This is a genomic window from Micromonospora sp. NPDC005298, from assembly GCF_040607375.1.
In the GTDB taxonomy this organism is placed as follows: Bacteria; Actinomycetota; Actinomycetes; order Mycobacteriales; family Micromonosporaceae; genus Micromonospora.
In genome coordinates, this window is sequence record NZ_JBEXGP010000002.1 from 662098 (window position 1) to 684749 (window position 22652).

General features: G+C 71.1%; 21 protein-coding genes and 1 pseudogene. 13 read left to right on the forward strand and 9 right to left on the reverse strand.

Annotated features, from left to right (window positions below; translation table 11 throughout):
- The first annotated feature begins 121 nt into the window (after positions 1-121).
- Positions 122-3799, forward strand: a complete 3678-nt coding sequence (locus ABZS77_RS07775; RefSeq protein WP_354818861.1) for a CARDB domain-containing protein — start codon at positions 122-124, stop codon at positions 3797-3799.
- Positions 3800-3978: 179 nt separating this feature from the next.
- Here the strand turns inward: ABZS77_RS07775 and ABZS77_RS07780 are convergent, their stop codons facing one another.
- On the reverse strand, positions 3979-4422 hold the full coding sequence (locus ABZS77_RS07780) for a hypothetical protein (protein ID WP_354818864.1): 444 nt from the start codon (positions 4420-4422) through the stop codon (positions 3979-3981).
- Between the two features lie 228 nt (positions 4423-4650).
- Here ABZS77_RS07780 and ABZS77_RS07785 point away from each other — a divergent pair.
- From ABZS77_RS07785 to ispG, 7 genes and pseudogenes are all read left to right on the forward strand, one after another.
- A pseudogene (locus ABZS77_RS07785) lies at positions 4651-4977 on the forward strand (Scr1 family TA system antitoxin-like transcriptional regulator); the annotation flags it as partial.
- Positions 4972-5127, forward strand: coding sequence for a DUF397 domain-containing protein (locus ABZS77_RS07790; protein WP_354819575.1), 156 nt, complete (start codon positions 4972-4974; stop codon positions 5125-5127). The pseudogene ABZS77_RS07785 and the gene ABZS77_RS07790, both read left to right, overlap by 6 nt.
- A gap of 83 nt (positions 5128-5210) precedes the next feature.
- Positions 5211-7220 (forward strand): WD40 repeat domain-containing protein, encoded by a 2010-nt coding sequence (locus ABZS77_RS07795; protein WP_354818867.1) that lies wholly within the window; start codon positions 5211-5213, stop codon positions 7218-7220.
- Between the two features lie 67 nt (positions 7221-7287).
- Entirely contained in the window at positions 7288-7929 is a 642-nt protein-coding gene (locus ABZS77_RS07800; protein WP_354818870.1) for a Uma2 family endonuclease, read from the forward strand.
- A gap of 147 nt (positions 7930-8076) precedes the next feature.
- Complete coding sequence (gene dxr / locus ABZS77_RS07805; RefSeq protein WP_354818873.1) at positions 8077-9288, forward strand: 1-deoxy-D-xylulose-5-phosphate reductoisomerase; 1212 nt, start codon at positions 8077-8079, stop codon at positions 9286-9288.
- On the forward strand, positions 9288-10538 hold the full coding sequence (locus ABZS77_RS07810; RefSeq protein WP_354818876.1) for a site-2 protease family protein: 1251 nt from the start codon (positions 9288-9290) through the stop codon (positions 10536-10538). Before dxr ends, ABZS77_RS07810 begins: the two co-directional genes overlap by 1 nt.
- An 8-nt stretch (positions 10539-10546) precedes the next feature.
- The gene (gene ispG, locus ABZS77_RS07815) at positions 10547-11719 is read left to right on the forward strand and encodes a flavodoxin-dependent (E)-4-hydroxy-3-methylbut-2-enyl-diphosphate synthase (protein ID WP_278151036.1); all 1173 of its coding nucleotides are present in this window, start codon (positions 10547-10549) and stop codon (positions 11717-11719) included.
- An 81-nt stretch (positions 11720-11800) separates the two neighbouring features.
- Here the strand turns inward: ispG and ABZS77_RS07820 are convergent, their stop codons facing one another.
- Positions 11801-12385, reverse strand: a complete 585-nt coding sequence (locus ABZS77_RS07820) for a PadR family transcriptional regulator (RefSeq protein WP_354818879.1) — start codon at positions 12383-12385, stop codon at positions 11801-11803.
- A gap of 152 nt (positions 12386-12537) precedes the next feature.
- Here ABZS77_RS07820 and ABZS77_RS07825 point away from each other — a divergent pair, with 152 nt between their 5' ends.
- Positions 12538-13377 carry a GNAT family N-acetyltransferase gene (locus tag ABZS77_RS07825; RefSeq protein ID WP_354818882.1) on the forward strand — a complete coding sequence of 280 codons (840 nt, stop codon included), beginning with the start codon at positions 12538-12540 and terminating at the stop codon, positions 13375-13377.
- A 63-nt stretch (positions 13378-13440) separates the two neighbouring features.
- Here the strand turns inward: ABZS77_RS07825 and ABZS77_RS07830 are convergent, their stop codons facing one another.
- Positions 13441-14001 carry a hypothetical protein gene (locus ABZS77_RS07830; protein ID WP_354818884.1) on the reverse strand — a complete coding sequence of 187 codons (561 nt, stop codon included), beginning with the start codon at positions 13999-14001 and terminating at the stop codon, positions 13441-13443.
- A 634-nt stretch (positions 14002-14635) separates the two neighbouring features.
- Entirely contained in the window at positions 14636-15433 is a 798-nt protein-coding gene (locus ABZS77_RS07835) for a DedA family protein (RefSeq protein WP_354818887.1), read from the reverse strand.
- Here ABZS77_RS07835 and ABZS77_RS07840 point away from each other — a divergent pair.
- From ABZS77_RS07840 to ABZS77_RS07855, 4 genes are read left to right on the forward strand one after another with little or no spacing between them, the layout of a single operon-like run.
- Complete coding sequence (locus tag ABZS77_RS07840; RefSeq protein ID WP_354818890.1) at positions 15432-16184, forward strand: carbon-nitrogen hydrolase family protein; 753 nt, start codon at positions 15432-15434, stop codon at positions 16182-16184. The genes ABZS77_RS07835 and ABZS77_RS07840 overlap by 2 nt on opposite strands.
- 19 nt (positions 16185-16203) lie before the next feature.
- Positions 16204-17034, forward strand: coding sequence for an MOSC domain-containing protein (locus tag ABZS77_RS07845; protein ID WP_354818893.1), 831 nt, complete (start codon positions 16204-16206; stop codon positions 17032-17034).
- Between the two features lie 47 nt (positions 17035-17081).
- The gene (locus ABZS77_RS07850) at positions 17082-17579 is read left to right on the forward strand and encodes a DinB family protein (RefSeq protein WP_354818896.1); all 498 of its coding nucleotides are present in this window, start codon (positions 17082-17084) and stop codon (positions 17577-17579) included.
- A gap of 13 nt (positions 17580-17592) precedes the next feature.
- On the forward strand, positions 17593-18117 hold the full coding sequence (locus tag ABZS77_RS07855; protein WP_354818899.1) for a GNAT family N-acetyltransferase: 525 nt from the start codon (positions 17593-17595) through the stop codon (positions 18115-18117).
- Here ABZS77_RS07855 and ABZS77_RS07860 read toward each other — a convergent pair.
- From ABZS77_RS07860 to ABZS77_RS07880, 5 genes are all read right to left on the reverse strand, one after another.
- Positions 18107-18748 (reverse strand): histidine phosphatase family protein, encoded by a 642-nt coding sequence (locus ABZS77_RS07860; protein ID WP_354818902.1) that lies wholly within the window; start codon positions 18746-18748, stop codon positions 18107-18109. The two genes, ABZS77_RS07855 and ABZS77_RS07860, sit on opposite strands and share 11 nt — an antisense overlap.
- Before the next feature lie 33 nt (positions 18749-18781).
- A complete protein-coding gene (locus ABZS77_RS07865) occupies positions 18782-20230 on the reverse strand; it encodes a serine/threonine-protein kinase (protein WP_354818905.1) in 1449 nt (482 codons plus the stop codon).
- A gap of 105 nt (positions 20231-20335) precedes the next feature.
- A complete protein-coding gene (locus ABZS77_RS07870) occupies positions 20336-20530 on the reverse strand; it encodes a hypothetical protein (protein ID WP_354818908.1) in 195 nt (64 codons plus the stop codon).
- Positions 20531-20532: 2 nt separating this feature from the next.
- Positions 20533-21576, reverse strand: a complete 1044-nt coding sequence (locus ABZS77_RS07875) for a substrate-binding domain-containing protein (protein WP_354818911.1) — start codon at positions 21574-21576, stop codon at positions 20533-20535.
- Between the two features lie 129 nt (positions 21577-21705).
- Complete coding sequence (locus ABZS77_RS07880; protein WP_354818914.1) at positions 21706-22593, reverse strand: helix-turn-helix transcriptional regulator; 888 nt, start codon at positions 22591-22593, stop codon at positions 21706-21708.
- Between the last annotated feature and the right edge of the window lie 59 nt (positions 22594-22652).

Sequence of the window (22652 nt, forward strand, 5' to 3'; positions counted from 1 at the left end):
GCCATGCTTCTTTTCGTACATCCTCCCGGAAAACCCGGCTAGTTGGATCCTGTGTGCCCGCCGCCCACCCCCACCGGGGTCGCCCCGCCCGCGGCAACCGTCCCCCGACGACAGGACAGTCATGAGACGAGCGAATCTGTTCAGGATGGTGGCGGCGACAGTCGCGACCACGCTGATCGCGACGGCCCTCGCGCATCCGGCCGCCGCCCGCCCCGCCGACCCGGTGGCCGCACCGGGCACCGGGTTCGCCCCGGCGGCCACCAACCTCGCCCAGGGCCGTCCCACCCAGGAGAGCGGCCACGCCGACGTCTACGACTCGTCGAGGGTCGTCGACGGCAACGCGGGCAGCTACTGGGAGAGCGTCAACAACTCGTTCCCGCAGTGGGTGCAGGTCGATCTCGGCTCGTCGCAGTCCGTCAACCAGGTCGTCCTGAAGCTGCCCACCTCGGGCTGGGCGACCCGGACGCAGACGTTGAGCGTGCGGGGCAGCGCCGACGGTTCGTCCTTCACCGACCTGGTCGGGTCGCAGACGTACACCTTCAACCCGGCGAGCGGCAACACCGTCACGATCAACCTCAGCGCGACCGCCACCCGCCACGTCCGGATCACCATCACCGCCAACAGCGGCTGGCCGGCCGGGCAGCTCTCCGAGCTGGAGGTGTACGGCAGCGGCGGCACCACACCGGACACCACCGCGCCGAGCGTGCCGGGGACGCTGTCGCAGAGCACGTCGGGCAGCACCATCACGCTGAACTGGGGCGCCTCCACCGACTCCGGTGGCAGTGGGCTGGCCGGCTACAACGTCTACCGGGGCGGCAGCCTGATCGCCACGCTGGGCACCGTCCTCACGTACCAGGACAGCCAGCCGGCCACCGCGACGGTGTCCTACTACGTCCGTGCCCGCGACGGCGCGGGCAACCTGTCCGGCAACAGCAACACCGTCACCCGTACCGGCGGCAACCCGCCCGCCTGCACCAACGTGGCGCAGGGCCGGAGCATGACGGCGAGCGGCTCCACCTTCACCTTCACCCCCGACAAGGCGAACGACGGGCAGCTCACCACCTACTGGGAGGGCGCGGCGAGCTACCCGCAGAACCTGACGGTGGCGCTGGGCGCGAACCACTCCATCTCCGGCGTCACCGTGAAGCTCAACCCGGACCCGGCGTGGGGCACCCGTACCCAGACCATCCAGGTCCTCGGCCGCGACCAGGCGTCGTCCGCGTACACCAGTCTGATGCCGGCGGCGACGTACCAGTTCGTCCAGGGCACCAACTCGGTGACCATCCCGGTGAGCGCGACCACCGCCGACGTGCAGCTGCGGTTCACCGGTAACACCGGCGCGCCGTCCGGGCAGGTGGCCGAGTTTGAGGTGTGCGGCACGCCCGCGCCCAACCCGGACCTGGTGGTCAGCTCGGTGACCTGGTCGCCCACCTCGCCCAGCGAGGTTTCCCCGGTCACGCTCTCGGCGGTGGTGCGGAACATCGGTTCGGCGTCCGCCGCCGCGACCACCGTCAACTTCAGCCTGGCCGGCGCGGTCGTGGGCAGCGCCACGGTGGGCGCGCTCGCCGCGGGGGCGTCGACCACCGTGTCGTTCAACGCGGGTACGCGACCCATGGGCAGCTACGCCGTCTCGGCGGTGGTCGACCCGGCCAACACGATCGTCGAGCAGAACAACGGCAACAACAGCCTCACGGCCGCGTCGCCGCTGGTGGTGGCGCAGGCCCCCGGCCCGGACCTCCAGGTGCTCAGCATCGCCTCGAACCCGCCGAACCCGGCGGTCGGGGCGTCGGTCACCTTCACCGTGGTGGTCCGTAACCGGGGCATCACCGCGACCGGCGCGACCACGGTCACCCGGCTGGTGGCGGGCAGCACCACGCTCAACACCACCACCGCCTCGATCGCCGCCGGCGCGACGGTCACCGTGGCGGTCAGCGGCAGCTGGACCGCCACCAGCGGCGGCGCCACCGCCACCGCCACCGCCGACGCCACGAACGTGGTCGCCGAGACCAACGAGACGAACAACGCGTTGAGTCAGTCCATAGTGGTCGGGCGCGGCGCGGCGGTTCCGTACGTCTCGTACGAGGCGGAGGCCGGCCGTTACCAGGGCACGCTGCTGGAGGCCGATCCACTCCGGACCTTCGGGCACACCAACTTCGCCAGCGAGTCCTCCGGCCGCAGGTCGGTACGGCTCACCAGCACCGGCCAGTTCGTCGAGTTCACCTCGGCCAACCAGGCCAACGCCATAGTGGTCCGGAACTCCATCCCGGACGCGCCGGGTGGCGGCGGCATCGAGGCGACAATCAGCCTGTACGTCAACGACGTCTTCTCCCGCAAGTTGACCCTGTCGTCGAAGCACAGCTGGCTCTACGGCAACACGGACGGGCCGGAGGCGCTGACCAACACCCCGCAGGCGGACGCCCGGCGGCTCTTCGACGAGTCGAACGCGCTGCTGGCGCAGTCGTACCCGGCAGGCACCCGGTTCAGGTTGCAGCGCGACGCCGGTGACACCGCCTCCTTCTACGTCATCGACATGATCGACCTGGAGCAGGTGGCGCCTCCGGCGACCCAGCCGGCGGGCTGCACCTCGATCACCCAGTACGGCGCGGTCCCGAACGACGGGCTCGACGACACCGCGGCCATCCAGCGGGCGGTGACCGACGACCAGAACGGCGTCATCGGCTGCGTCTGGATCCCCGCCGGGCAGTGGCGGCAGGAGCAGAAGATCCTGACCGACGACCCGCTGAACCGGGGTACGCACAACCAGGTCGGCATCAGCAACGTCACCATCCGGGGCGCCGGCATGTGGCACTCGCAGCTCTACACGCTCACCGAGCCGCAGAACGTGGTGGGCGGCATCAACCACCCGCACGAGGGCAACTTCGGCTTCGACATCGACAAGAACACCCAGATTTCCGACATCGCCATCTTCGGCTCCGGCCGGATCCGGGGCGGTGACGGCAACGCCGAGGGTGGGGTCGGTCTGAACGGTCGCTTCGGCACCGGCACGAAGGTCAGCAACGTGTGGATCGAGCACGCCAACGTGGGCGTCTGGGTGGGCCGCGACTACGACAACATCCCCGACCTGTGGGGGCCGGCCGACGGGCTGGAGTTCAGCGGGATGCGGATCCGCGACACGTACGCCGACGGCATCAACTTCAGCAACGGCACGCGCAACTCGCGGGTGTTCAACTCGTCGTTCCGCACCACCGGTGACGACGCCCTCGCGGTCTGGGCCAACCCGTACGTCAAGGACCGCACCGTCGACATCGCCCACGACAACCACTTCGTCAACAACACCATCCAGCTGCCGTGGCGGGCCAACGGCATCGCCATCTACGGCGGCTACGACAACTCGATCGAGAACAACCTGATCTACGACACCGCCAACTACCCGGGCATCATGCTGGCGACCGACCACGACCCGCTGCCGTTCTCCGGTACGACGCTGATCGCCAACAACGGGCTCTACCGCACCGGCGGCGCCTTCTGGAACGAGGACCAGGAGTTCGGCGCCATCACGCTCTTCCCCGCCACCAGGGACATCGTCGGCGTCACGATCCGCGACACCGACATCATCGATTCGACGTACGACGGCATCCAGTTCAAGAACGGCGGCGGCAACATGCCGAACGTCGCCATCACCAACGTGCGGATCGACAAGTCCAACAACGGCGCCGGCATCCTCGCGATGAGCGGCGCGCGCGGCAACGCCAACCTGACGAACGTCACCATCACCAACTCGGCCGACGGCAACGTCGTCATCCAGCCGGGCTCGCAGTTCGTCATCAACGGGAGCTGAACCCGGTCGGGGGCCACTCCGGTGGCCCTCGGCCGTTCCACCCACCCTCGGCCTTCAGCGATATCGGGGTATGCGCGTTCCACGGATACCCCACTCCTGCAGATCTTGGACAGTTTCCGTCCGCGCCGAACGGAAACTGTCCAAGATCTGCGTGTGTCCCTGCTGCGGGCCGGGGCAGGTCAGGCGGTCGGCACCGGTGCCAGGGCCGCCGCGAGGGCCTCGGCGTTCTTCTTGTCCACCCGGGGGAAGGTCAACGTGACGCCGTCTCCCGCGTCGCCGAAGGCGAGACGCAGCAGGCTCACGATGCCCATCTTCGCCTCGGCGAGCGCGACGTGTTCCCGGGGTACCTCGCCGAGAAGACCGGTGCCGGGTCCGCCGAGGAAGGTCTGCGGCAGGAAGATGAGTCGCCGGTCGGTGAGGACGACGAACTGCTTCTTGGTCCGCGACAGCGCGTGGCCCGCCGCCCCCGCACCCGCGGTGATCAGTCCTTGCGAGACGACCGTCCCGAGTCGACCGGCCGAGAAACTCCCGACCATCGCCCGGGTCGCGGTGACCGGCTGTTCCCCGGGTTGCAGGATCGACGCCACCCGCTCGAACGCGCGCGCCTGAAGCTTCTGGTTCATGTGGTCCCCTCCGTGTCTGACCGTGATCGCCGCTGATGCTTGCGGAGCAGGACACTCCGGGTCATCCGTCGATCAGACGCATGATCATGACGGTCGGCCATGGGCGGTGTCGGGTCACCCGCTGTTTCGGGCCTGCCCGAAGGGGCCGTCGTGGGCGTCGGGCCGCCGGCACCGGCCGACGCCGCCGAGCCGGGCGTCACAAGACACTCGGGTACGCAGAAACTGCGCGTCGCCGGCCTGTTGCAGACGGCCGAGTACATGACCGAGGTAGTCGCCACCGGTCACCCGCAGATGGGCGAGCAGCAACGTCAGGCGAAGGTCGACGTGCGGCTTCGCCGCCAACGCCTGCTGGCTCGGGCGGTGCCCCGGGCTCCACGCCTCGACGTCATCCTGAGCGAGGCGGTGCTGCGCCGCCCGCTGCGGGACCGGGCGGCGATGGCCCGGCAACTGGAGTCGCTGCTGGTGTCGTCGCGGCAGCAGAACATCAGCATCCGGGTGCTGCCGTTAGACGCGGGGCTGGTCCGCCGGGCACAGTCCGGCACCTTCACGATGCTCAGCAACTGCGTCGAGGTGGCGGGGTTCGCGGAGACGGTCGGTGTCCGCGACAGCAAGGACCAGCAGGGGCCGACGCTTACCTTCACCGAGTCGGCCTGGTCGGCTTTCGTCGCGGCGACACGTGCGAGGCAGTTGGACCCCCGTCACTGAGCCGCTCGCGGAGGGGTGACTCCTCTCCACGGTCTGTCGCAGGTCCGGGTTAGCCTCCCCGCGATTCCTGGGGAGGGTGCGGGGTGGACCGGTTCGAACGCATGGTGGCGCTGTTGCGCAGTGGACAGACGGCCCGTGCCGATCAACTACGCGCCGAGGAGCCCGCGGCGCTTCTGCCCCGATGGACGGCCGGCGAGCCGTTGAGCCCGGCGCTGCGGCAGGTGCACCAGCTCGGGTCTTCGATCAAAGCGGTTCGCCTGGACGACAGGTACGCCTGGGCAATGGCTGACGGCAGCATCTACCGAATGCCCATCGCCGGCGGTGAGTCGCACCGGGTGCGCCTGGAGGGCAGGCACGAGTCCTACTACCCGGAAGCCGTGTTCGACGACGAGACAGTGGTCGCGGTCGAGGATGAGCGGCTGCTCGTGTGGGACGTCGCGACGGGAAAGCTGCTACTGGCGACCGACCCGGATGGCATTCCCCTACGCGCGGGGCCCCTGCGGAGCCTCGCGGTCGGTGCCGGAGTGGCGGTCACCGGCACCGAGGGCGGCTATCTGTTGAAGTGGGATCTGGCCGACGGTCGGTTGCTGAGCAGGACCGCCGCCCACAGCGGCTATGTCTTCCAGGTGGCGATCAGCGCCGACGGCGCTCCGCTCGTCCTGAGTCTCGGTGGCGAGGACGATCACACGATGACGCTGTGTTTCCACGACCTCGACGGTCTGCGCCGCACCGGCGAAGTGGCCATGGCCGAGCCGACGACGTGCGGCGGCTGGACGGTGCTCGACGGTCAGCGGCGCGCGGTGACCGTCGGCGGCGATGGTCTCCTGACCGTCTGGAACGACACCACGGTCGCCCCGGTCGCGCAGTTCCCCACCACGACAGACCCGCGCGGGGCGCCGGTATTTCTCGCCGGCGGCGCCTGGGCCGTACTTGGCGAGAGGCGTGCGCTGCGGATCATGGACCTGCGGGACGGAACCCTGCGCGGAACGATCCGGTCCGACTTCACACAGCCCGTTCACCAGGTCGCCGTGCGCGGCTCGTTCCTCTTCGTGGCACAGGGGGGAAGCACCGAGGGGCGGACGAACCTCTTTGAACTCGCCGATCCCCTCGCGCAGGACGACCCGGAGCGGCCGTATTTCGATGAGGCGGTGTTGGCCATGATCAACGGGCGGCCTGTGGTTGTCGCCGTGGACCAGAGTGGGGCGTTTGCGGTCGTCGATGCCGCCGACGGGAGAGATCTCGGCGGGCCGGCCGGCGAACGGCACATCACCTACCGCGCCGCAGACTGGAGCCCGCTACTGGGGCGTGTCACCCTTGAGGGCCGTGACCTGGTCGTCGCGCTGTCCAGGCTCAAGCCGGCAACCGTCGACCTGGCCACCGGGGAGGCCCACACCGTGCCCGAGTCGCCCCTGACCCCCGCCGTGCTACACGCGGTCGTCGCGCGCGACGGCCTCATCGCGGCGATCGACCGCGGAGGCGCCCTCGCCGTCTGGGACGCGGCCACGCTGGCTCTGCGCGCCTCCCTGCAACTGGACCTGCGGGAGACGACCTCCATCGCGCTCGGTGACCTGCACGGCCGCACCGTCGTGCTGACGGGCACCGACGGTGGAGGTTTTCGCTGGTTCGACAGCGCCGATCTGACCGAGCTCACACCGCCAGGCCGGTTCGCCGAGCGCACCGGCCGAACCGCCCCGGAGAGCTGGAACTGGCCCGGACCGGCCGCCGTCAGCCGGTTGCACGTGCTCGGATCGGTCGTGATCAGCGCCGTGAGCGGCACCGTCACCTGCGCCGACATCACCACCGGGGAGTCGACCGGGCCGGCCCTGGTGCACCCCGGCGCGGTCGGTGCGATGCTGCCAACCGTCCTCGACGGCGTCCCGGTGGTCGCCACCGGCTGCGCCGACCGGGTCCTGCGCGTCTGGGAGATCGAGACAGGCCGCACCATCTGGTCCGTCGCGCTACCTGGACAGGTCCGCCGGATCGTCTCGGTCACCGCCAATCAGGTAATCGTCCTCACCGAGGGTCATCTGATCGCGGTCGGCCCGCTGACCGTGACTCCGTCCTCGGCCGTCGACGGACTGGTTGTGCGATGACGCGTTCTGAGGGCTGCGGTGGTTAGGCTGACGTGAGCAGAATGTCCCGCTGAGGGGGTGAGTCCGGATGGCCCAGGCAGCGTTCGCGCCGGAGCCGGCGCCCCAGCACACCGAGCCGTCATTCGACGTGCTGCGGTGGCATGACGAGCCGTGGACCGCGCAGCTCGCCCTCGACCTGTTGCCGGAGACCAACGGCCCCAAGGTTGAGGTCCTGAGCGGAAGCGTGATCGTGACACCACATGCGGGATATGACCATCAGGACGCGGAGCTCGATCTGGCCTATCTCCTGAAGCAGGCGGCTCGGCGCGCGAAGCTGTGGCTCTATCTGGAGACGAACGTCGTCTCGGGCGAAGACCTCTTCATTCCGGACATCGTGATTCTTGATGCTCCTGCTGGCGGCCGGACGACGATGGACATCAGGCACGCGGTGCTGCTCGGCGAGATCGTCTCTCCCGGCAACCGACGTAAGGACATCATCGACCGACCGCGTGAGTACGCCGCTGTCGGTGTGCCCTTCTTTCTCCGGGTCGACCTGCGCAATCGGGTGCCCACCCTCGCTCTGTACGAGCTGACCGAGGGGGAGTACCGACCGGTGGCCGCTGCTGCCGCCGGCACGCGGTTCGTCATGCGCGAGCCGTTCGAGTTCTCTATCGATCCGGGCGACCTGCTGGGCGAGGAAGCAGTCCCGGAAGAGCCTGGCACCGCTTGATCGACACGGTTTCGGCGATGTGGGGGTGTCGGAGAGCTGCGGATACCCCCACATCGGCGATCTGGAGTTGATCAGCGCCGCGAGAGCCGGGCGGGGCGGGCTGAGGCTCCCAGCGGGCGTGCAGCGACGGTGGGGAAGAATGGCCGGGTGACTTCCCCCCGCGACCTCGTCCTGCTCGGGTCCACCGGTTCGATCGGCACACAGGCCATCGACATCGTCAGGCGCAACCCGGACCGGTTCCGGGTGGTGGCGGTGGGTGCGGGCGGCGGCAACGTGGAACTGCTCGCCACCCAGGCCCTCGAGCTGGGCGTCGAGGCGGTCGGGGTGGCCAGGGCGTCCGCCGCGCAGGACCTCCAGCTCGCGTTCTACGCCGAGGCGAGTCGGCGCGGCTGGGCCACCGGAGACTTCAAGCTTCCCAAGATCGTGGCCGGTCCGGACGCGATGACCGAGCTGGCCCAGTGGCCCTGCGACGTCGTGCTCAACGGGGTGGTCGGCTCGCTGGGCCTCGCTCCTACACTGGCCGCGCTGCGTGGTGGTCGTACCCTCGCGTTGGCGAACAAGGAGTCGCTCGTGGCCGGCGGCCCGCTGGTCAAGGCCGCGGTGACGCGGCCGGGGCAGATCGTGCCTGTCGACTCGGAGCATTCGGCGTTGGCGCAGTGTCTGCGGTCCGGGTCGCGCGGCGAGGTGCGCCGGCTGGTCGTCACGGCCAGCGGCGGCCCGTTCCGGGGCCGGCGGCGCGACGAGTTGACGCAGGTCACACCCGAGCAGGCGCTCGCGCACCCGACGTGGAACATGGGGCCGGTCGTCACGATCAACTCGGCGACCATGGTCAACAAGGCGCTGGAGGTGATCGAGGCGCACGAGCTGTTCGACGTGCCGTACGCCGACATCGCCGTCATGGTGCACCCGCAGTCGGTGATCCACTCGATGGTCGAGTTCGTGGACGGCTCGACGATCGCGCAGGCCAGCCCACCCGACATGCGCCTGCCCATCGCCCTGGGCATCGGCTGGCCGGACCGGGTGCCCGAGGCCGCCGCCGCCGTGGACTGGACGGCCGCGCACACCTGGGAGTTCGCGCCGCTCGACGACGAGGCGTTCCCGGCCGTCGCCCTGGCCAAGGCCGCCGGGGAGGCCGGGCGCTGCCGCCCGGCGATCTACAACGCGGCGAACGAGGAGTGCGTGGCGGCGTTCGTGGCGGGACGGCTGCCGTTCCTGGGTATCGTCGACACCCTCGAACGCGTGTTGGAGGACGCTCCGGACTTCGCCGAACCAGGTACCGTCGAGGACGTGCTCACGGCCGAGTCATGGGCGCGCGCGCACGCCCAGGAGATCATCGCGGGTTCGGTGGAAGGAGCTTGATGGCTAACCTGCTCGGGGTGGCGCTCTTCGCCCTGGCAATTCTCGTCTCGGTGAGCCTGCACGAAGCCGGTCACATGGTGACCGCCAAGGCGTTCGGGATGAAGGTCACCAAGTACTTCGTCGGCTTCGGCCCCACCCTCTGGTCCTTCAAGCGGGGTGAGACCGAGTACGGCATCAAGGGCATTCCGCTCGGCGGCTTCTGCAAGATCGTCGGGATGACCGCGCAGGACGACGACGTCGACCCGGCCGACGAGCCGCGCGCGATGTGGCGCTACCCGGTCTGGAAGCGGACGATCGTCATGTCCGCGGGCTCCATCACCCACTTCGCGCTCGCACTGATCGCCATCTGGATCGCCGCCGTCACCCTGGGCCTGCCCAACCAGAACTTCCCCACCACCGATGCCCAGATCCGGCAGGAGCCGGCGGTGATCGCGCTGTCCGACTGCGTGATCCCCGACAGCGCCCCGCGGGCCTGCGCCCCCGGCGACGCCGCAAGCCCTGCCGCCCAGGCGCAACTGCGCGACGGCGACCGGATCACCTCGCTCAACGGCACGCCGATCAACAACTACGGCGAGATGCTCGCCGCCCTGCGCGGGCTCAAGCCGGGCGAGACCGCGAAGATCGGGTACGTCCGCGACGGGCAGCCCGGCGAGACCAGCACGGTGCTCGCGCAGACCCAGCGGCCGCCGCTCGACGACCCGAAGGGCGCCGTCGCCCCCGTCGCCGCGCTCGGCGTCGGCCTCGTGCCCACCACCCCGACCCGCCTGACGTACGGGCCGGGCGAGGCGTTCGGCGCCACCGCCGACTTCACCCGTGAACTGGCCGTCGGCACCGCCCAGGCGTTGCAGCGACTGCCGCAGAAGGTGCCCGCCCTGTGGACCGCCATCACCGGCGGCGAACGGGACGTCGACACCCCGATCAGCGTCGTCGGCGCCAGCCGCCTCGGCGGTGAGGCGTTCGCCAACAAGGCGTGGCTGCTGTTCGTGACGCTGTTCATCTCGCTGAACTTCTTCATCGGCGTGTTCAACCTGCTGCCGCTGCTCCCACTCGACGGCGGGCACATCGCCATCGCCTGGTTCGAACGGGCCCGCTCCTGGCTGTACGGGAAGATCGGCCGCGCCGACCCCGGCCGGGTCGACTATCTCAAGCTGATGCCCTTCACGTACGTGGTGATCCTGATCGGTGGCGTGTTCACGCTGCTGACCATCACCGCTGACGTCGTCAACCCGATCACGCTCTTCCCAAGGTGAGTGCTGAAGTGACCGCAATCAGTCTCGGTATGCCGGCCGTACCGCCTCCGCCGCTCGCGCCCCGCCGGGCCAGCCGCCAGATCATGGTCGGCTCGGTCCCGGTCGGCGGTGGTGCGCCGGTGTCCGTGCAGTCGATGACCACCACCCTCACCTCCGACGTCAACGCCACGCTCCAGCAGATCGCCGAGCTGACCGCGTCCGGCTGCCAGATCGTCCGGGTGGCGGTGCCGTCCCAGGACGACGTCGAGGCCCTGCCCGCGATCGCCAAGAAGTCGCAGATCCCGGTGATCGCCGACATCCACTTCCAGCCCAAGTACGTCTTCGCCGCCATCGACGCCGGCTGCGCGGCCGTCCGGGTCAACCCCGGCAACATCCGCCAGTTCGACGACAAGGTCAAGGAGATCGCCAGGGCCGCCGGCGACGCCGGTGTGCCGATCCGGATCGGCGTCAACGCCGGTTCGCTCGACAAGCGGCTGCTGGCCAAGTACGGCAAGGCCACCGCCGAGGCGCTCGTCGAGTCCGCGCTGTGGGAGTGCTCGCTGTTCGAGGAGCACGGCTTCCGCGACATCAAGATCTCGGTCAAGCACAACGACCCGGTCGTGATGATCCGGGCGTACCGCCAGTTGGCCGAGCAGTGCGACTACCCGCTGCACCTGGGTGTCACCGAGGCCGGCCCGGCGTTCCAGGGCACCATCAAGTCGGCTGTCGCCTTCGGCGCCCTGCTCGCCGAGGGGATCGGCGACACCATCCGGGTGTCGCTGTCCGCCCCGCCGGTCGAGGAGATCAAGGTCGGCAACCAGATCCTGGAGTCGCTGGGTCTGCGTGAGCGCGGCCTGGAGATCGTCTCCTGCCCGTCCTGCGGTCGCGCCCAGGTGGACGTCTACAAGCTCGCCGAGGAGGTCACCGCCGGTCTGGAAGGGCTGCCGGTGCCGCTGCGGGTGGCCGTCATGGGCTGCGTCGTCAACGGTCCGGGCGAGGCCCGCGAGGCCGACCTCGGCGTCGCCTCCGGCAACGGCAAGGGTCAGATCTTCGTCAAGGGGCAGGTCGTCAAGACGGTGCCCGAGGCGCAGATCGTGGAGACGCTGATCGAGGAGGCGCTGCGGATCGCCGACGAGATGGGCGCCGAACTGCCCGAGGAGCTGCGCGGGCTGGTCACCGGCCCGACCGTCACCGTGCACTGATCCTGTTCCGTACACGACAGCGGCCGTTCCCCGTGCGGGGAACGGCCGCTGTGCTGTCGGTCGGTGTGGTGCTGCCGAGGGTCACTCGGATTCGGCGAGGATCGCGTACAGCTTGCGCCGGGTCTCGTCGAGCACCTGGGCGGCCCGCTCACGCTGGTCGTCGGTGCCGTTCATCATGACCTGGCGCAGGGCGTTCATCGCCTGCGCGCCGGAGTCGCGGATGTCGTGCCAGCTGCTCACCGAGCCCTGCGCGAGGTCCGCCCACGGCGGGGTCTGCGCGGCTTCGGTGGCCTCGGCCTGACCGGCCTCGGTGACCGTGAACCGCTTGCGCCCACCACCGGACTCCTCGGTGCTGGCGACGATCACACCCTCGTCCTCCAGCAGCTGGAGCGTGGGGTAGATCGATCCCGGGCTCGGCCGCCACGCACCGCCGGTGCGGGAGTCGATCTCCTGGATCATCTCGTAGCCGTGCATGGGCCGCTCGGTGAGCAGGGCCAACACGGATGCCCGGACGTTGGGGCGTCGGCCCCGACCCCGTCCACGGCCCCGGCCGCCCCAGGGGCCGCCGTGTCCGCGCTCGTGACCATGGCCGGGCGGGACCGGCGGGAAGCCGAATCCGCGCATCCGGGCCTCCTGCATCGCGTGGTGCTGTCGATGGAACCGCATCGGGTTCTCCCTCTCGTAGTACTGTCGCTGATGCATCAACGATATATCGGCTATGTATCGCTGACAAGTCTTCACGCTGATGTGGCTTCCGGGTCCGTCGAGCTCGCCACTCGGCCGGCGAGGGGCGGGGTGGATCTGGCAGGCTGGTAGTCGTGCTGACGGTGCCGGTACGCCAACTGGGGGAATCGGAGCGCCGCGCGGTCGAGCGACTGCTCGACCTGGACCCGTTCGCGGGCGCGCAGGTCGCCGAGCGGATCGCCGCGCGCGGACTGTCCTGGTGGCGGGCCGAGGGCAGGATCCTGGGGTACGGAGCCCGACGCAACCTGGAATCGCTCTGCTGGCTGGGCGGCAACCTGACCCCGGTCCTCGCCACCGACGCCGCGGTGGCCGCCTTCGCCGACCTGCTCGCCGGCGAGGAACGACTCTGCTCCTCCATCGTCGGTCGCGCCGACGCCGTCCTCGGCCTGTGGGACCGGCTCTCCGACACGTGGGGGCCAGCACGGGACATCCGCCCCAACCAGCCGCTGCTGGCCACCGACACGCTGCCAGCCGTACCGGCCGACCCGGAGGTACGCCAGGTCCGCGCCGGCGAGGTCGACCGGCTCTTCCCGGCCGCCGTGGCGATGTACACCGAGGAGGTCGGCGTCTCGCCCCTCGTCGAGGACGCCGGGCGCAGCTACCGCCGGCGGGTCAACGACCTGGTCCGGGCCGGTCGGGCGTACGCCCGTTTCGTCGACGGCAAGGTCGTGTTCAAGGCCGAGCTGGCCGTGGTGACCAAGCGGACCGCCCAGGTGCAGGGCGTCTGGGTGGCACCGGAGTGGCGGGGTCGGGGCATCGCCACGGCCGCCATGGCCGCCGTCGTCCGCGACGCGCTGCTGCGGGTCGCCCCGACGGTCAGCCTGTACGTCAACGACTTCAACCTTCCGGCGCGCCGGGTCTACGAACGCTGCGGCTTCCAGCCGGTCGGCACCCTGGCCACGGTCCTCTTCTGACCGCATGCCGATGGCCGGCACCCCGTTGCGGGGTGCCGGCCATCGGTTGGGTCGTGCGGTGGGTCAGCTGTTCCAGTGCTGGTTGACCAGGTCGGTGGCCTGCTGCTCCCACTGGGCGTAGGCGTCCGGGTAGGCCGAGACCTGCACGGTCTGCGCGGCGTCGGTCAGCGGCATGTCCTGCCACCCGTCGACCTGCTTCAAACCCTTGAGGAACGCGGTCGTGGAGTAGGCGGGGTCGGTGATCTGCTCCGGCGTACCCCAACCCGAGCTCGGGCGCTGCTGGAACAGGCCCAGCGAGTCATGGTCGTTCATGTCACCGAGGTGGCCCAGGTTCTCCAGCTTCGACTCCTGCAGGCTCGTCGCGATCGAGATGACCGCGGCCCGCTCGGGCAGGCCGGCCTTCTTCGTCGCGGCGATGATCGCCTTGACGTTCGCCGTCTGCTCGTCGTTCAGGGTGATGTGGGACTGGTCGCCCTGCGGCTTCGCCGCCACCGTCTGCACCGCCGTGGCGACGGGCTTGGTGTCGACCGGGTTGGCGTGAGCGGCGACCGGGCCGGCGAACACGCCACCGGCGAAGGCCAGACCAGCAACGGACAGCACACTCTTACGGATGATCGTGGTCATGGGGGTAGCTCCTTCGGGGGTAGGAAACACCCACACCATCGGAGGAAAAGATCGGCGCGGGTGTGAGCACCTCGTCCGGCGCTGCACAAAGTCTTGTGAGGAAGGTCGGCGGCCTGCGAGCCGGGGGGCTCACGGCGCCGGGTCCGTGTGTAACGACCCGGGGGCCGGGGTCATTCCGGGGGTGGCCCATCCGGCGGCACCCGCATCGAGGCGGTGCCAGGGGTCTGCGTAACGACCCGGGGGCCGGGATGATTCCGAGCCGGCGGCACCCGTATTGAGGCGGTGCCTGGGGGCTGCAACGACCGCGTAGGGCTTCCCATTCCCACCCGTGCAGGGTGGGCCGAGCGGCCGTGGTCCTGCGATCGTCAGGATGTGTAACGACCCCCGGCCCGCCATGATTCCGCCGCACGGATGCGCCCGGTCACAACCCAGACACGCCGCGAACGGACAAACACCCCAACCGGCCTGACGGAGCGGGGCTCGTCTCGGGCATCCAGACGATGATCCACTCCGTATCGCCGATACGGGCAGTCGGGGACGACACGAAACCGCCGCATCGGGGATGTCGTGTCGATGATCGCCGCCCCGGCCGTGCACCTGGAGACCTTTGGAGGAGACCAACCGGCCCGTTTGGTCAGGGCGTGCCGGTGCGGCGGTCGTCGGCGGGCCACGAGCCGCTTCGGTAGAGGGTGCCGCGACCGCCCGGGTCGGGCACGCCGTTCAGGGTGTCCCGCTCGGGGTCGGTCGGTTCGGGGCTGCGCGCGGCGCGGCGGGCGCGTACGACCCGGGACCCGACGAACCACGCGACGCCCGCCACGCAGGCCACGATGACGACGTTCTGGAGCGTGCCGACGTACCCCTCGACGAGGTGCCAGTTGTCGCCGAGCAGGTAGCCGGCGAGCACGAAGGTGGTGTTCCAGATCAGGCTGCCCAGGGTGGTGTAGAGCAGGAAGACCGGCACGGGCATCCGTTCCACGCCGGCCGGAATGGAGATGAGGCTCCGGAAGATCGGGATCATCCGGCCGAAGAAGACCGCCTTCACCCCGTGCCGCAGGAACCACGCCTCGGTCCGGTCCACGTCGCTGAGTTTGATCAGCGGCAGCCGGGCGGCGATGGCGCGCATCCGGTCGCGGCCCAGGGACGCGCCGATCAGGTAGAGAGCCAGCGCGCCCACCACCGAGCCGAGGGTGGTCCAGAAGATCGCACCGAACAGGCTGATCCGGCCCTGCGCGGCGACGAACCCGGCCAGCGGCAGGATCACCTCGCTGGGGATCGGGGGGAACAGGTTCTCCAGCGCCACCGCCAGGCCCGCGCCCGGCCCGCCGAGCCGTTCCACCAGGTCGCTGACGTAGCCGACGATGCCGCCCTGCGGCGGCTCCGCGGCGGCGGCAGGGGTTCCGGTGGCGAGCACGGCGTGCGACGTTCGAATCATGCACACACGCTACGAACCGATCCTGAGAGCCAACCGAGAGCCCGCCGTACGCGCCGACGGCCGGAACCCGCTGCGGCTCGCGGCGGCGCAACCGCTGTGCGTACCCCTCGATGTCGCGGAGAATGCTCGGGCGCACGCGGAGGCGGTCCGCGCGGCGCGTGCCCGGGTGGTGGTCTTTCCGGAGCTGTCACTGACCGGGTACGAGTTGGACGCCCCGGTCGTGTCGACCGACGACCCACGGTTGGCGCCGCTGGTGCGGGCGTGCGCCGACACGGGGGCGTTGGCGCTGGTGGGCGCGCCGGTCGCCGGTGACCACATCGGGGTGCTGGCCGTGACCGGTGATGGGGTGGCGGTGGCGTACCGGAAGATGTTCCTGGGTGACGTGGAGGCCCGCCGGTTCCGGCCGGGTGACACGCCTGGTGTGCTCACTGTGGACGGTTGGCGGCTGGGACTGGCGGTCTGCAAGGACACCGGCGTCGCCGCGCACGCGCAGCGCACGGCCGGGCTCGGCATCGACGTGTACGCGGCGGGGGTGCTGGAGTCGGCGCGCGACACCCTGGTGGTGGACCAGCGGGCGCACCGGATCGCCGTCACGCACCGGGTGTGGGTGGCGGTGGCGAGTTTCGCCGGGTCGACCGGTGGCGGTTACACCGAGGCGGCGGGGTGTTCCGGCGTCTGGACGCCGCAGGGCGAGGTGTACGCGCGGGCAGGTACGGCACCGGGAGAGCTGGTTCGAGTGAGCATCGACTGAGCCCGGTTAGGGTGGCTGGATGATCTCAGGACGGCTGGTGCAGCTGCGGCGACACCCGGTGAAGTCGCTGCTCGGCGAACGGATCCCGGCCGCCGAGGTCGGTGTGGCCGGCGTCGTGGGTGATCGTGCGCTGGCCTTGGTGGACCGGGCCAGCGGACGGGTCGCCAGCGCCAAGCAACCGCACCGCTGGCGCGACCTGCTCACCCTGCGGGCGACCGGCGGGGCGCCCGACCCGGTCCGGATCACCCTTCCCGACGGGCGGCACCTGTCGGCCACGGACCCCACCGTCGACGAGGCGCTCAGCGCCGCGGTGGGCCGCCGGGTGACAGTGGTCGACACCCTTCCGGACGGTGCCACCCTGCTGCGGTCCCACCCGGACGCGGTGCTCGCCGCCGGCCTGACCGACGAGGTCCCGGCCGACGAGAGCCGCCTCGGGGCGGTGGTGCCCGGCACCTTCTTCGACTTCGCCCCGATCCACCTGGTCACCACCGCGACCCTGGACCGGATCGCCGGGAGCCTGCCGCCCGGGGCCGGCACTGTCGACCGTTACCGGCCCAATCTGGTGCTCGACACGGACGCGGAGGCCTTCGCCGAGAACGACTGGGTGGGCCGGGAACTGCGGGTCGGCCCCGACCTGGTGCTCGCCGTGCTCGCTCCGACGCCGCGCTGCGCGGTGCCGACGCTCGCGCACGGGCCACTGCCCCGCGAGGCCGAGGCGCTGCGGGTGCCCGCCCGGCTCAACCGGGTCGAGCCGCTGCCCGGGATGGGCCCGCAGCCGTGCGTCGGCGCGTACGCCAGGGTGGTCCGTGCCGGCCGCGTGGCGGACGGCGACCGTGTCACAGTCGGTTGAGCGTGCCGTGGTTGCTCCCGACCGGCCCGCTTTGGAATGCTCTGTCCATGACCACTTTCCCGCCGACGTTCGCCGAGGATGTCGTCGGCCAGCCGGCGCAGGCGCAGTTCGAGGCGTTCATCGACGAGCACCGCAGGATGCTCGACGGCTATCTGGACGGGCTGACCGAGGAGCAGGCGCGCCGGTCGCTGGTGCCGTCGCGGACCACGCTGCTGGGTCTGGTGAAGCACACGACGTTCGTCGAGAAGGTCTGGTTCGACGAGGCGGTCACCTGCCGCTCGCGCGCCGAGATCGGCATCCCCGCGACGCCCGACGAGTCGTTCGTCCTCGACGACACCGACACGATCGCCTCGGTCCAGCGGGCACATCGTGAGGCGTGCGAGGCGTCCCGGCGCGCGACGGCGTCCCTCGGGCTGGACGACCTGCTCCGCGGTAACCGGCGCGGCCCGCTGCCGCTGCGCTGGGTGTACCTGCACGTGCTGCGCGAGCTGGCCCAGCACTGCGGGCACGCGGAGATCCTGCGCGAGCAGATTCTGAGCGACTGACCGGGTCGCCGCCATGCCCGAGCTGACCGTGCCCACCGTCCGTCTGCACGACGCCTGGCTGGAGGCGCACGACGAGTGGGGTCCCGGCGTCCACGAGGATGGTTTCGGGCTGCGGCCGTCCGACGAGGTGCGCTCGCCGGACGGGTTCGCGGCCTGGGTACGGCGGCTGGTCGACCAGGCGGATCCCGCGAAGCCGCTGGGCGCCGGTCAGGTGCGGTGCACGCACCGGTGGATCGTCAAGGACGACCGTGTGCTCGGTGGGATCGCACTGCGGCACGAGCTGAACGACTTTCTGCTGAACGTCGCCGGTCACATCGGGTACGGCATCCGGCCGTCGGCACGCCGGCGAGGGCTGGCGACCTGGGCGCTGGGCCGGATGCTCGTCGAGGCGCGGGCGCTCGGCCTGGACCGGGTGTTGATCGCCTGCGCGGTGGACAACGTCGCCTCGGCGCGGACGGTCGAGCGCCTCGGTGGCGTCCTGGAGGGTATCCGGGACACCGAGCTCGGGCCGGCCCGCCGCTACTGGATCACCCTCTAGCCGAGCCGCCGGTGTCGCCGAAGCGGTGCAGGGTCCAGCGGGCCGGCGGCCACGCGCCGGTGTCGTGGTCGGTGGTCCATTCGGTGATCGAGGCTGGGGCGATGACCAGGTCGAATCCTCGGTGCAGCGGCTGTGCGGCGAGCGCGTGGAACGCGACCTCGACGGTCGCGGTGTGACCGACCAGCACCACTGTGGACCCCCGGTGCCGGTCGGCGATCTCCATGATCGCCCGGCTGATGCGTACGACCAGCTCGGCCCAGCTCTCGTTGCCGGTCTCGAACGGCCGGAACAGTCCTCCACCCGCCGCGGCGTGCTCGGCCCGGAAACGGGTGACGGGGAGCCCGTCGGCGTACGGGGGCGTGTGCCAGGTGCACAGACCGCAGTCGGCCACGGCGCGCAGGCCGAACGCGGCGGCGATCGGTTGCGCGGTCTCGACGGTCCGGCGCAGCACCGACGAGTAGACCGCCACCGGCCGGTCGACGGCATGGTCCTCGGCGAGGCGTCGGGCGAGCCGGTGTGCCTGGTCGTGACCGCGCGCGGTCAACCCCCGGCAGCCGTGTGGCCCACCCACGGTCCCGTCGACCTGGTGGACCGACTCGCCGTGACGCACGAAGATCAACCGTGTCCGCATCGGCCCATCATGCCAGTGAGGCGGGCTGATGGATCAGTCGTCCGTACGGCCGGTGGAGAAGGTGGTCGCCTGACTGAGCAGTTCGTCGAGGTGGGCGGCCGTTCGCGCGGAGAGACGGTCCCGATCGACCAGGTCGGCGATGCGCTCCCGAAGGTCGGCGAGGTGCTTGGCGCGGTCGCGGGACCGCCGGTTGACGTCGGCGAGGTCGTCGCGCAGGTCCTCGGCGGTCCTGCGGTCGATCTCGCCGCGGGCCTGCGCCTCGGCGAGCGCTGCCGTGAACTCGTTGGTGACCTGGCGCAGGCTGACCGGCACCTGCTGACCGACGGTCGAGGGCGCGGCGCTGCTGGGGGCCGGGGGCCTGGACGACGGTGGGGTCGTCGGCGTCGGCGACGGCGACCGGGTGCTGGGTTTGGGCGAGGGGGTGTCGCTCGGCGCCGGGGCGGCGACCTGCCCGGGACGCTCGGGAGAGTCCAGGTTGTCGGCGAGCAGCACTCCCCCGCCGACCAGCGCCGCGAGGCCGGCCGCGACCAGCACGGCGGCGGGCCTGCGGGAACGGCGGCGCGGCGGGGCCTGCACGGGTACGGGCTGGGGGCGGGCGGCCGAGCGGTCGATGAGGGTGGGCGGGTGCGCGCTGGACGGGATGCGCAGCAGCTCGGTGGGTGGCTCGACCGGCTGACCGGCACCGAACCGGCGGGCCAGGTGCGCGGCGGACGGGCGGCGGGCCGGGTCGGCGGAGAGGCAGGCGAGGGTCAGCTCGGCGACGTCGGCGGGCAGGCCGGCCACCCGCAGCGGCGGCACCGGGGTGCCCCGCCGGTGCACGTCGAGGGCGTCCTCCCAGCTCTGCACGGGCAGCGGCGCCTGACCGGTGAGGGTGCGGTAGAGCAGCGCGCCGAGGGCGTACACGTCACTGGCCGGGTCGGGTGGGCCGGCCCTGAGGCGTTCCGGGGCGAAGTAGGCGGGTGTGCCCATCAGCGGCTCACCGGACTGGCTGTCGAGCCCGCCGAGCGCGGCGATCCCGAAGTCGAGCACCTTGGCGCCGGTGTCGGTGAGCATGACGTTGCCCGGTTTGACGTCCCGGTGCACCACCCCGATGCGGTGCGCGGCGGCCAGCGCGGCGGCGATCTGCCCGGCCACCCGGACCGCCTCGGGCCAGGGCAGCGGGCCGGTACGCAGCCGGTCGGCCAGGTTGTGCCCGTCCACCAGCTCCATCACCAGGTACGGGACGACGACGTCGCCGGCGAGGGTCGCCTCGGCGTAGTCGTACACCTGGGTGACGTGCGGGTGGGTGAGCCGGGCGGCGGCGCGGGCCTCGCGTTGGATGGTGGCCCGCAGTTGCGGGTCGGCGGCGAGTTGCCCGGCGAGCACCTTGACGGCGACCGGCCGGCCGAGCACCTCGTCGTCGGCCCGCCACACTTCGGACATGCCACCGAGACCGATCCGCTCGTGCAGTACGTAGCGGTCGTGGAGACGGAGGGTGGGCATGAAGGGCGACATGGCTTCACCAGTCTGCCTGGCGAGTTCCCACTCGACCACCCTGCGTGCCCGGGCCGGCACCAATCGTCCTCGGCGTACCGAAATGGGCGGTGCTCAGGAGCAGCGGGGCACCGGTCGGGGCTGGATCCGGTCGGCGAGCCGGCGCAGGGCGACGGCGGTCGCCTGCCGGCTGGGGGCGAGCAGCGGCCGGCGGACGCGCTCGACCTGGACGGGGGCGTCCGGGCGGGCCGAGTTGACGTGGCGGCTCATGGCGTCGAGAGCGGTGACGTATCCGGTCGGGTGTTCCATGGTCAACTCCTCGGGACAGGTCCGGTGGAGGCCCGGACGACGAGTGCGGTGGGTAGCAGGACGTGGCCGGCCGCGGCGTCCGCGGGCGGGTCGAGCAGCAGTTCGGCGGCGATGCGGCCCTTCTCCTTCGCCGGTTGCCGGACGGTGGTGAGGCCGGCCGCCGCGGCTTCGGGGACGTCGTCGAAGCCGGTGACCGACACCTGCGGGTGGGGGCCGCCGGGCCGCTGGGCCAGGACGTCCAGCACGCCGAGGGCGAGCACGTCGGAGCCGGCCAGAACGGCGGTCGGTGGCGCCGGTCCGTCGAACAGTCCGGCGATGGCGGCGGCCGCGGCCTGGCGGCTGTTGCCCGGGGCGTTGAGCAGGGTCAGCTCGGCCCAGTCGACGCCGACCTCGGCGAACGCGTCGGCGAAGCCGGTGAGCCGGCCCCGGGTCGTCGGGTGCCACACCTCGTGCGCCCCGGACAGGGTGAGCGGCCCGGCCGGCGCGTCGGGCAGCAGCCCGTCGGCGAGCAGGGCCACCCGGCGGTGGCCGAGACCGGCCACGTGTGCGGCGGCGCTGTACGCCGCGGCCCGTTCGTCGATGCCGACGAACCGCTCGTCCGCGCCGGCGTCGTCGCGGGGGGCGGTGCTGACGTACGGCAGTCCGCGCGCCCGGATGACGTCCAGCGCCCATTCCTCGTCGGCCACGCAGTAGACGCAGAAGCCGTCGACTGCGGCGTTCTCGACCGCCTGGCGGGCGTCGGTCTGCGCCTCGGGCAGCGGCACGAGCAGCATGCTGGTGCCGTGCCGCTCGGCGGCCTCGCCCACACCGGTGAGGAAGCGAACGGCGAAGGGGTCGGTGAAGGCGTACGAGAGTTGCGAGGTGAACAGCACCCCGATCGAGCCGACGAAGCCGCGTCGCAGGGATCGCGCGGTGGGGTTGGGGCCGGGATAGCCGAGTTGGCGGGCGGCGTCCAGGATCCGCTCGCGCAGGGCGGCGGAGAGCTGGTCGGGGCGGCTGTACGCGTTGGACACGGTGCTGCGGGAGACGCCGACGGCGTCCGCCACGGCTTGCAGTGTTGGCTTCACCGGCACCCCTCTGTATCGATCCAGACTGTATCGATACAGAGACTAGCCCGACGAGTCGGCGACGGTCAATACGAAGGCGCGCGAACGCGAGGTTGTCGCGGGCGGGCATCACGCCTGGTAGTGCTCCTCCAGCAGCCGCCCGAGGATCTCCGGCGTACGCTCCGGCGGCTCGGCCTCGACGCAGAGCCGCTCCATGGCGATCGCGTAATACTCCAGGTCGTCGCGCTTGTCCAGGTAGATCGCGCTCGTCAACTGTTCGATGTAGACGATGTCGGGCAGCTCCTGGTCACCGAAGCGCAGGATGGTGAAGGCGCCGCCGGCCGCGGCGTGCCCGCCGGCGGCGAACGGGATGACCTGGAGGCGGATGTGCGGCGACTTGGTCGCCTCGATGAGCGCGGTGAGCTGACCGCGCATGACGTCGGCGCCACCGATCGGACGGCGCAGGGCCGCCTCGTCGACCACGGCCCAGAGCTGTGGCGGCTTGTCGCGGTGCAGCAACTGCTGGCGCTGCATCCGCAGTGAGACCCGCCTGTCGATCTCGGCGGCGCCGGCGGCGCCGTGCCCGAGCAGGACGACGGCGCGAGCGTACTCCCGGGTCTGCAACAAGCCGGGGACGAACTGCACCTCGTAGCTGCGGATCAGCGCGGCCGCCGCCTCCAAGCCCAGGTACGACTGGAACCAACTGGGCAGCACGTCGCCGTAGCGGTGCCACCAGCCGGGGCTGTTGGCGTCGCGCGCGAGTTTGAGCAGCGCGTCGCGCTCACCCTCGTCGGTGACGCCGTAGAGGGTGAGCAGGTCGGCCACGTCGCGTTCCTTGAAGCCGACGCGGCCCAGCTCCATCCGACTGATCTTGGATTCGGAGGACCTGATCTCCCAGCCGGCGCCTTCCCGGGTCACCCCGCTGGACTCCCGCAGCCGACGCAGTTGGGCGCCGAGCAGCATGCGCAGCACCGTCGGCCCGGTTGTCGGGCCGCCCTCGGCGGGAACCATCGTCACGTGCGGACCTCCGGATACCGACCTCGCGGACGGGAACCCGGCCCGACCGACGAGTAAGC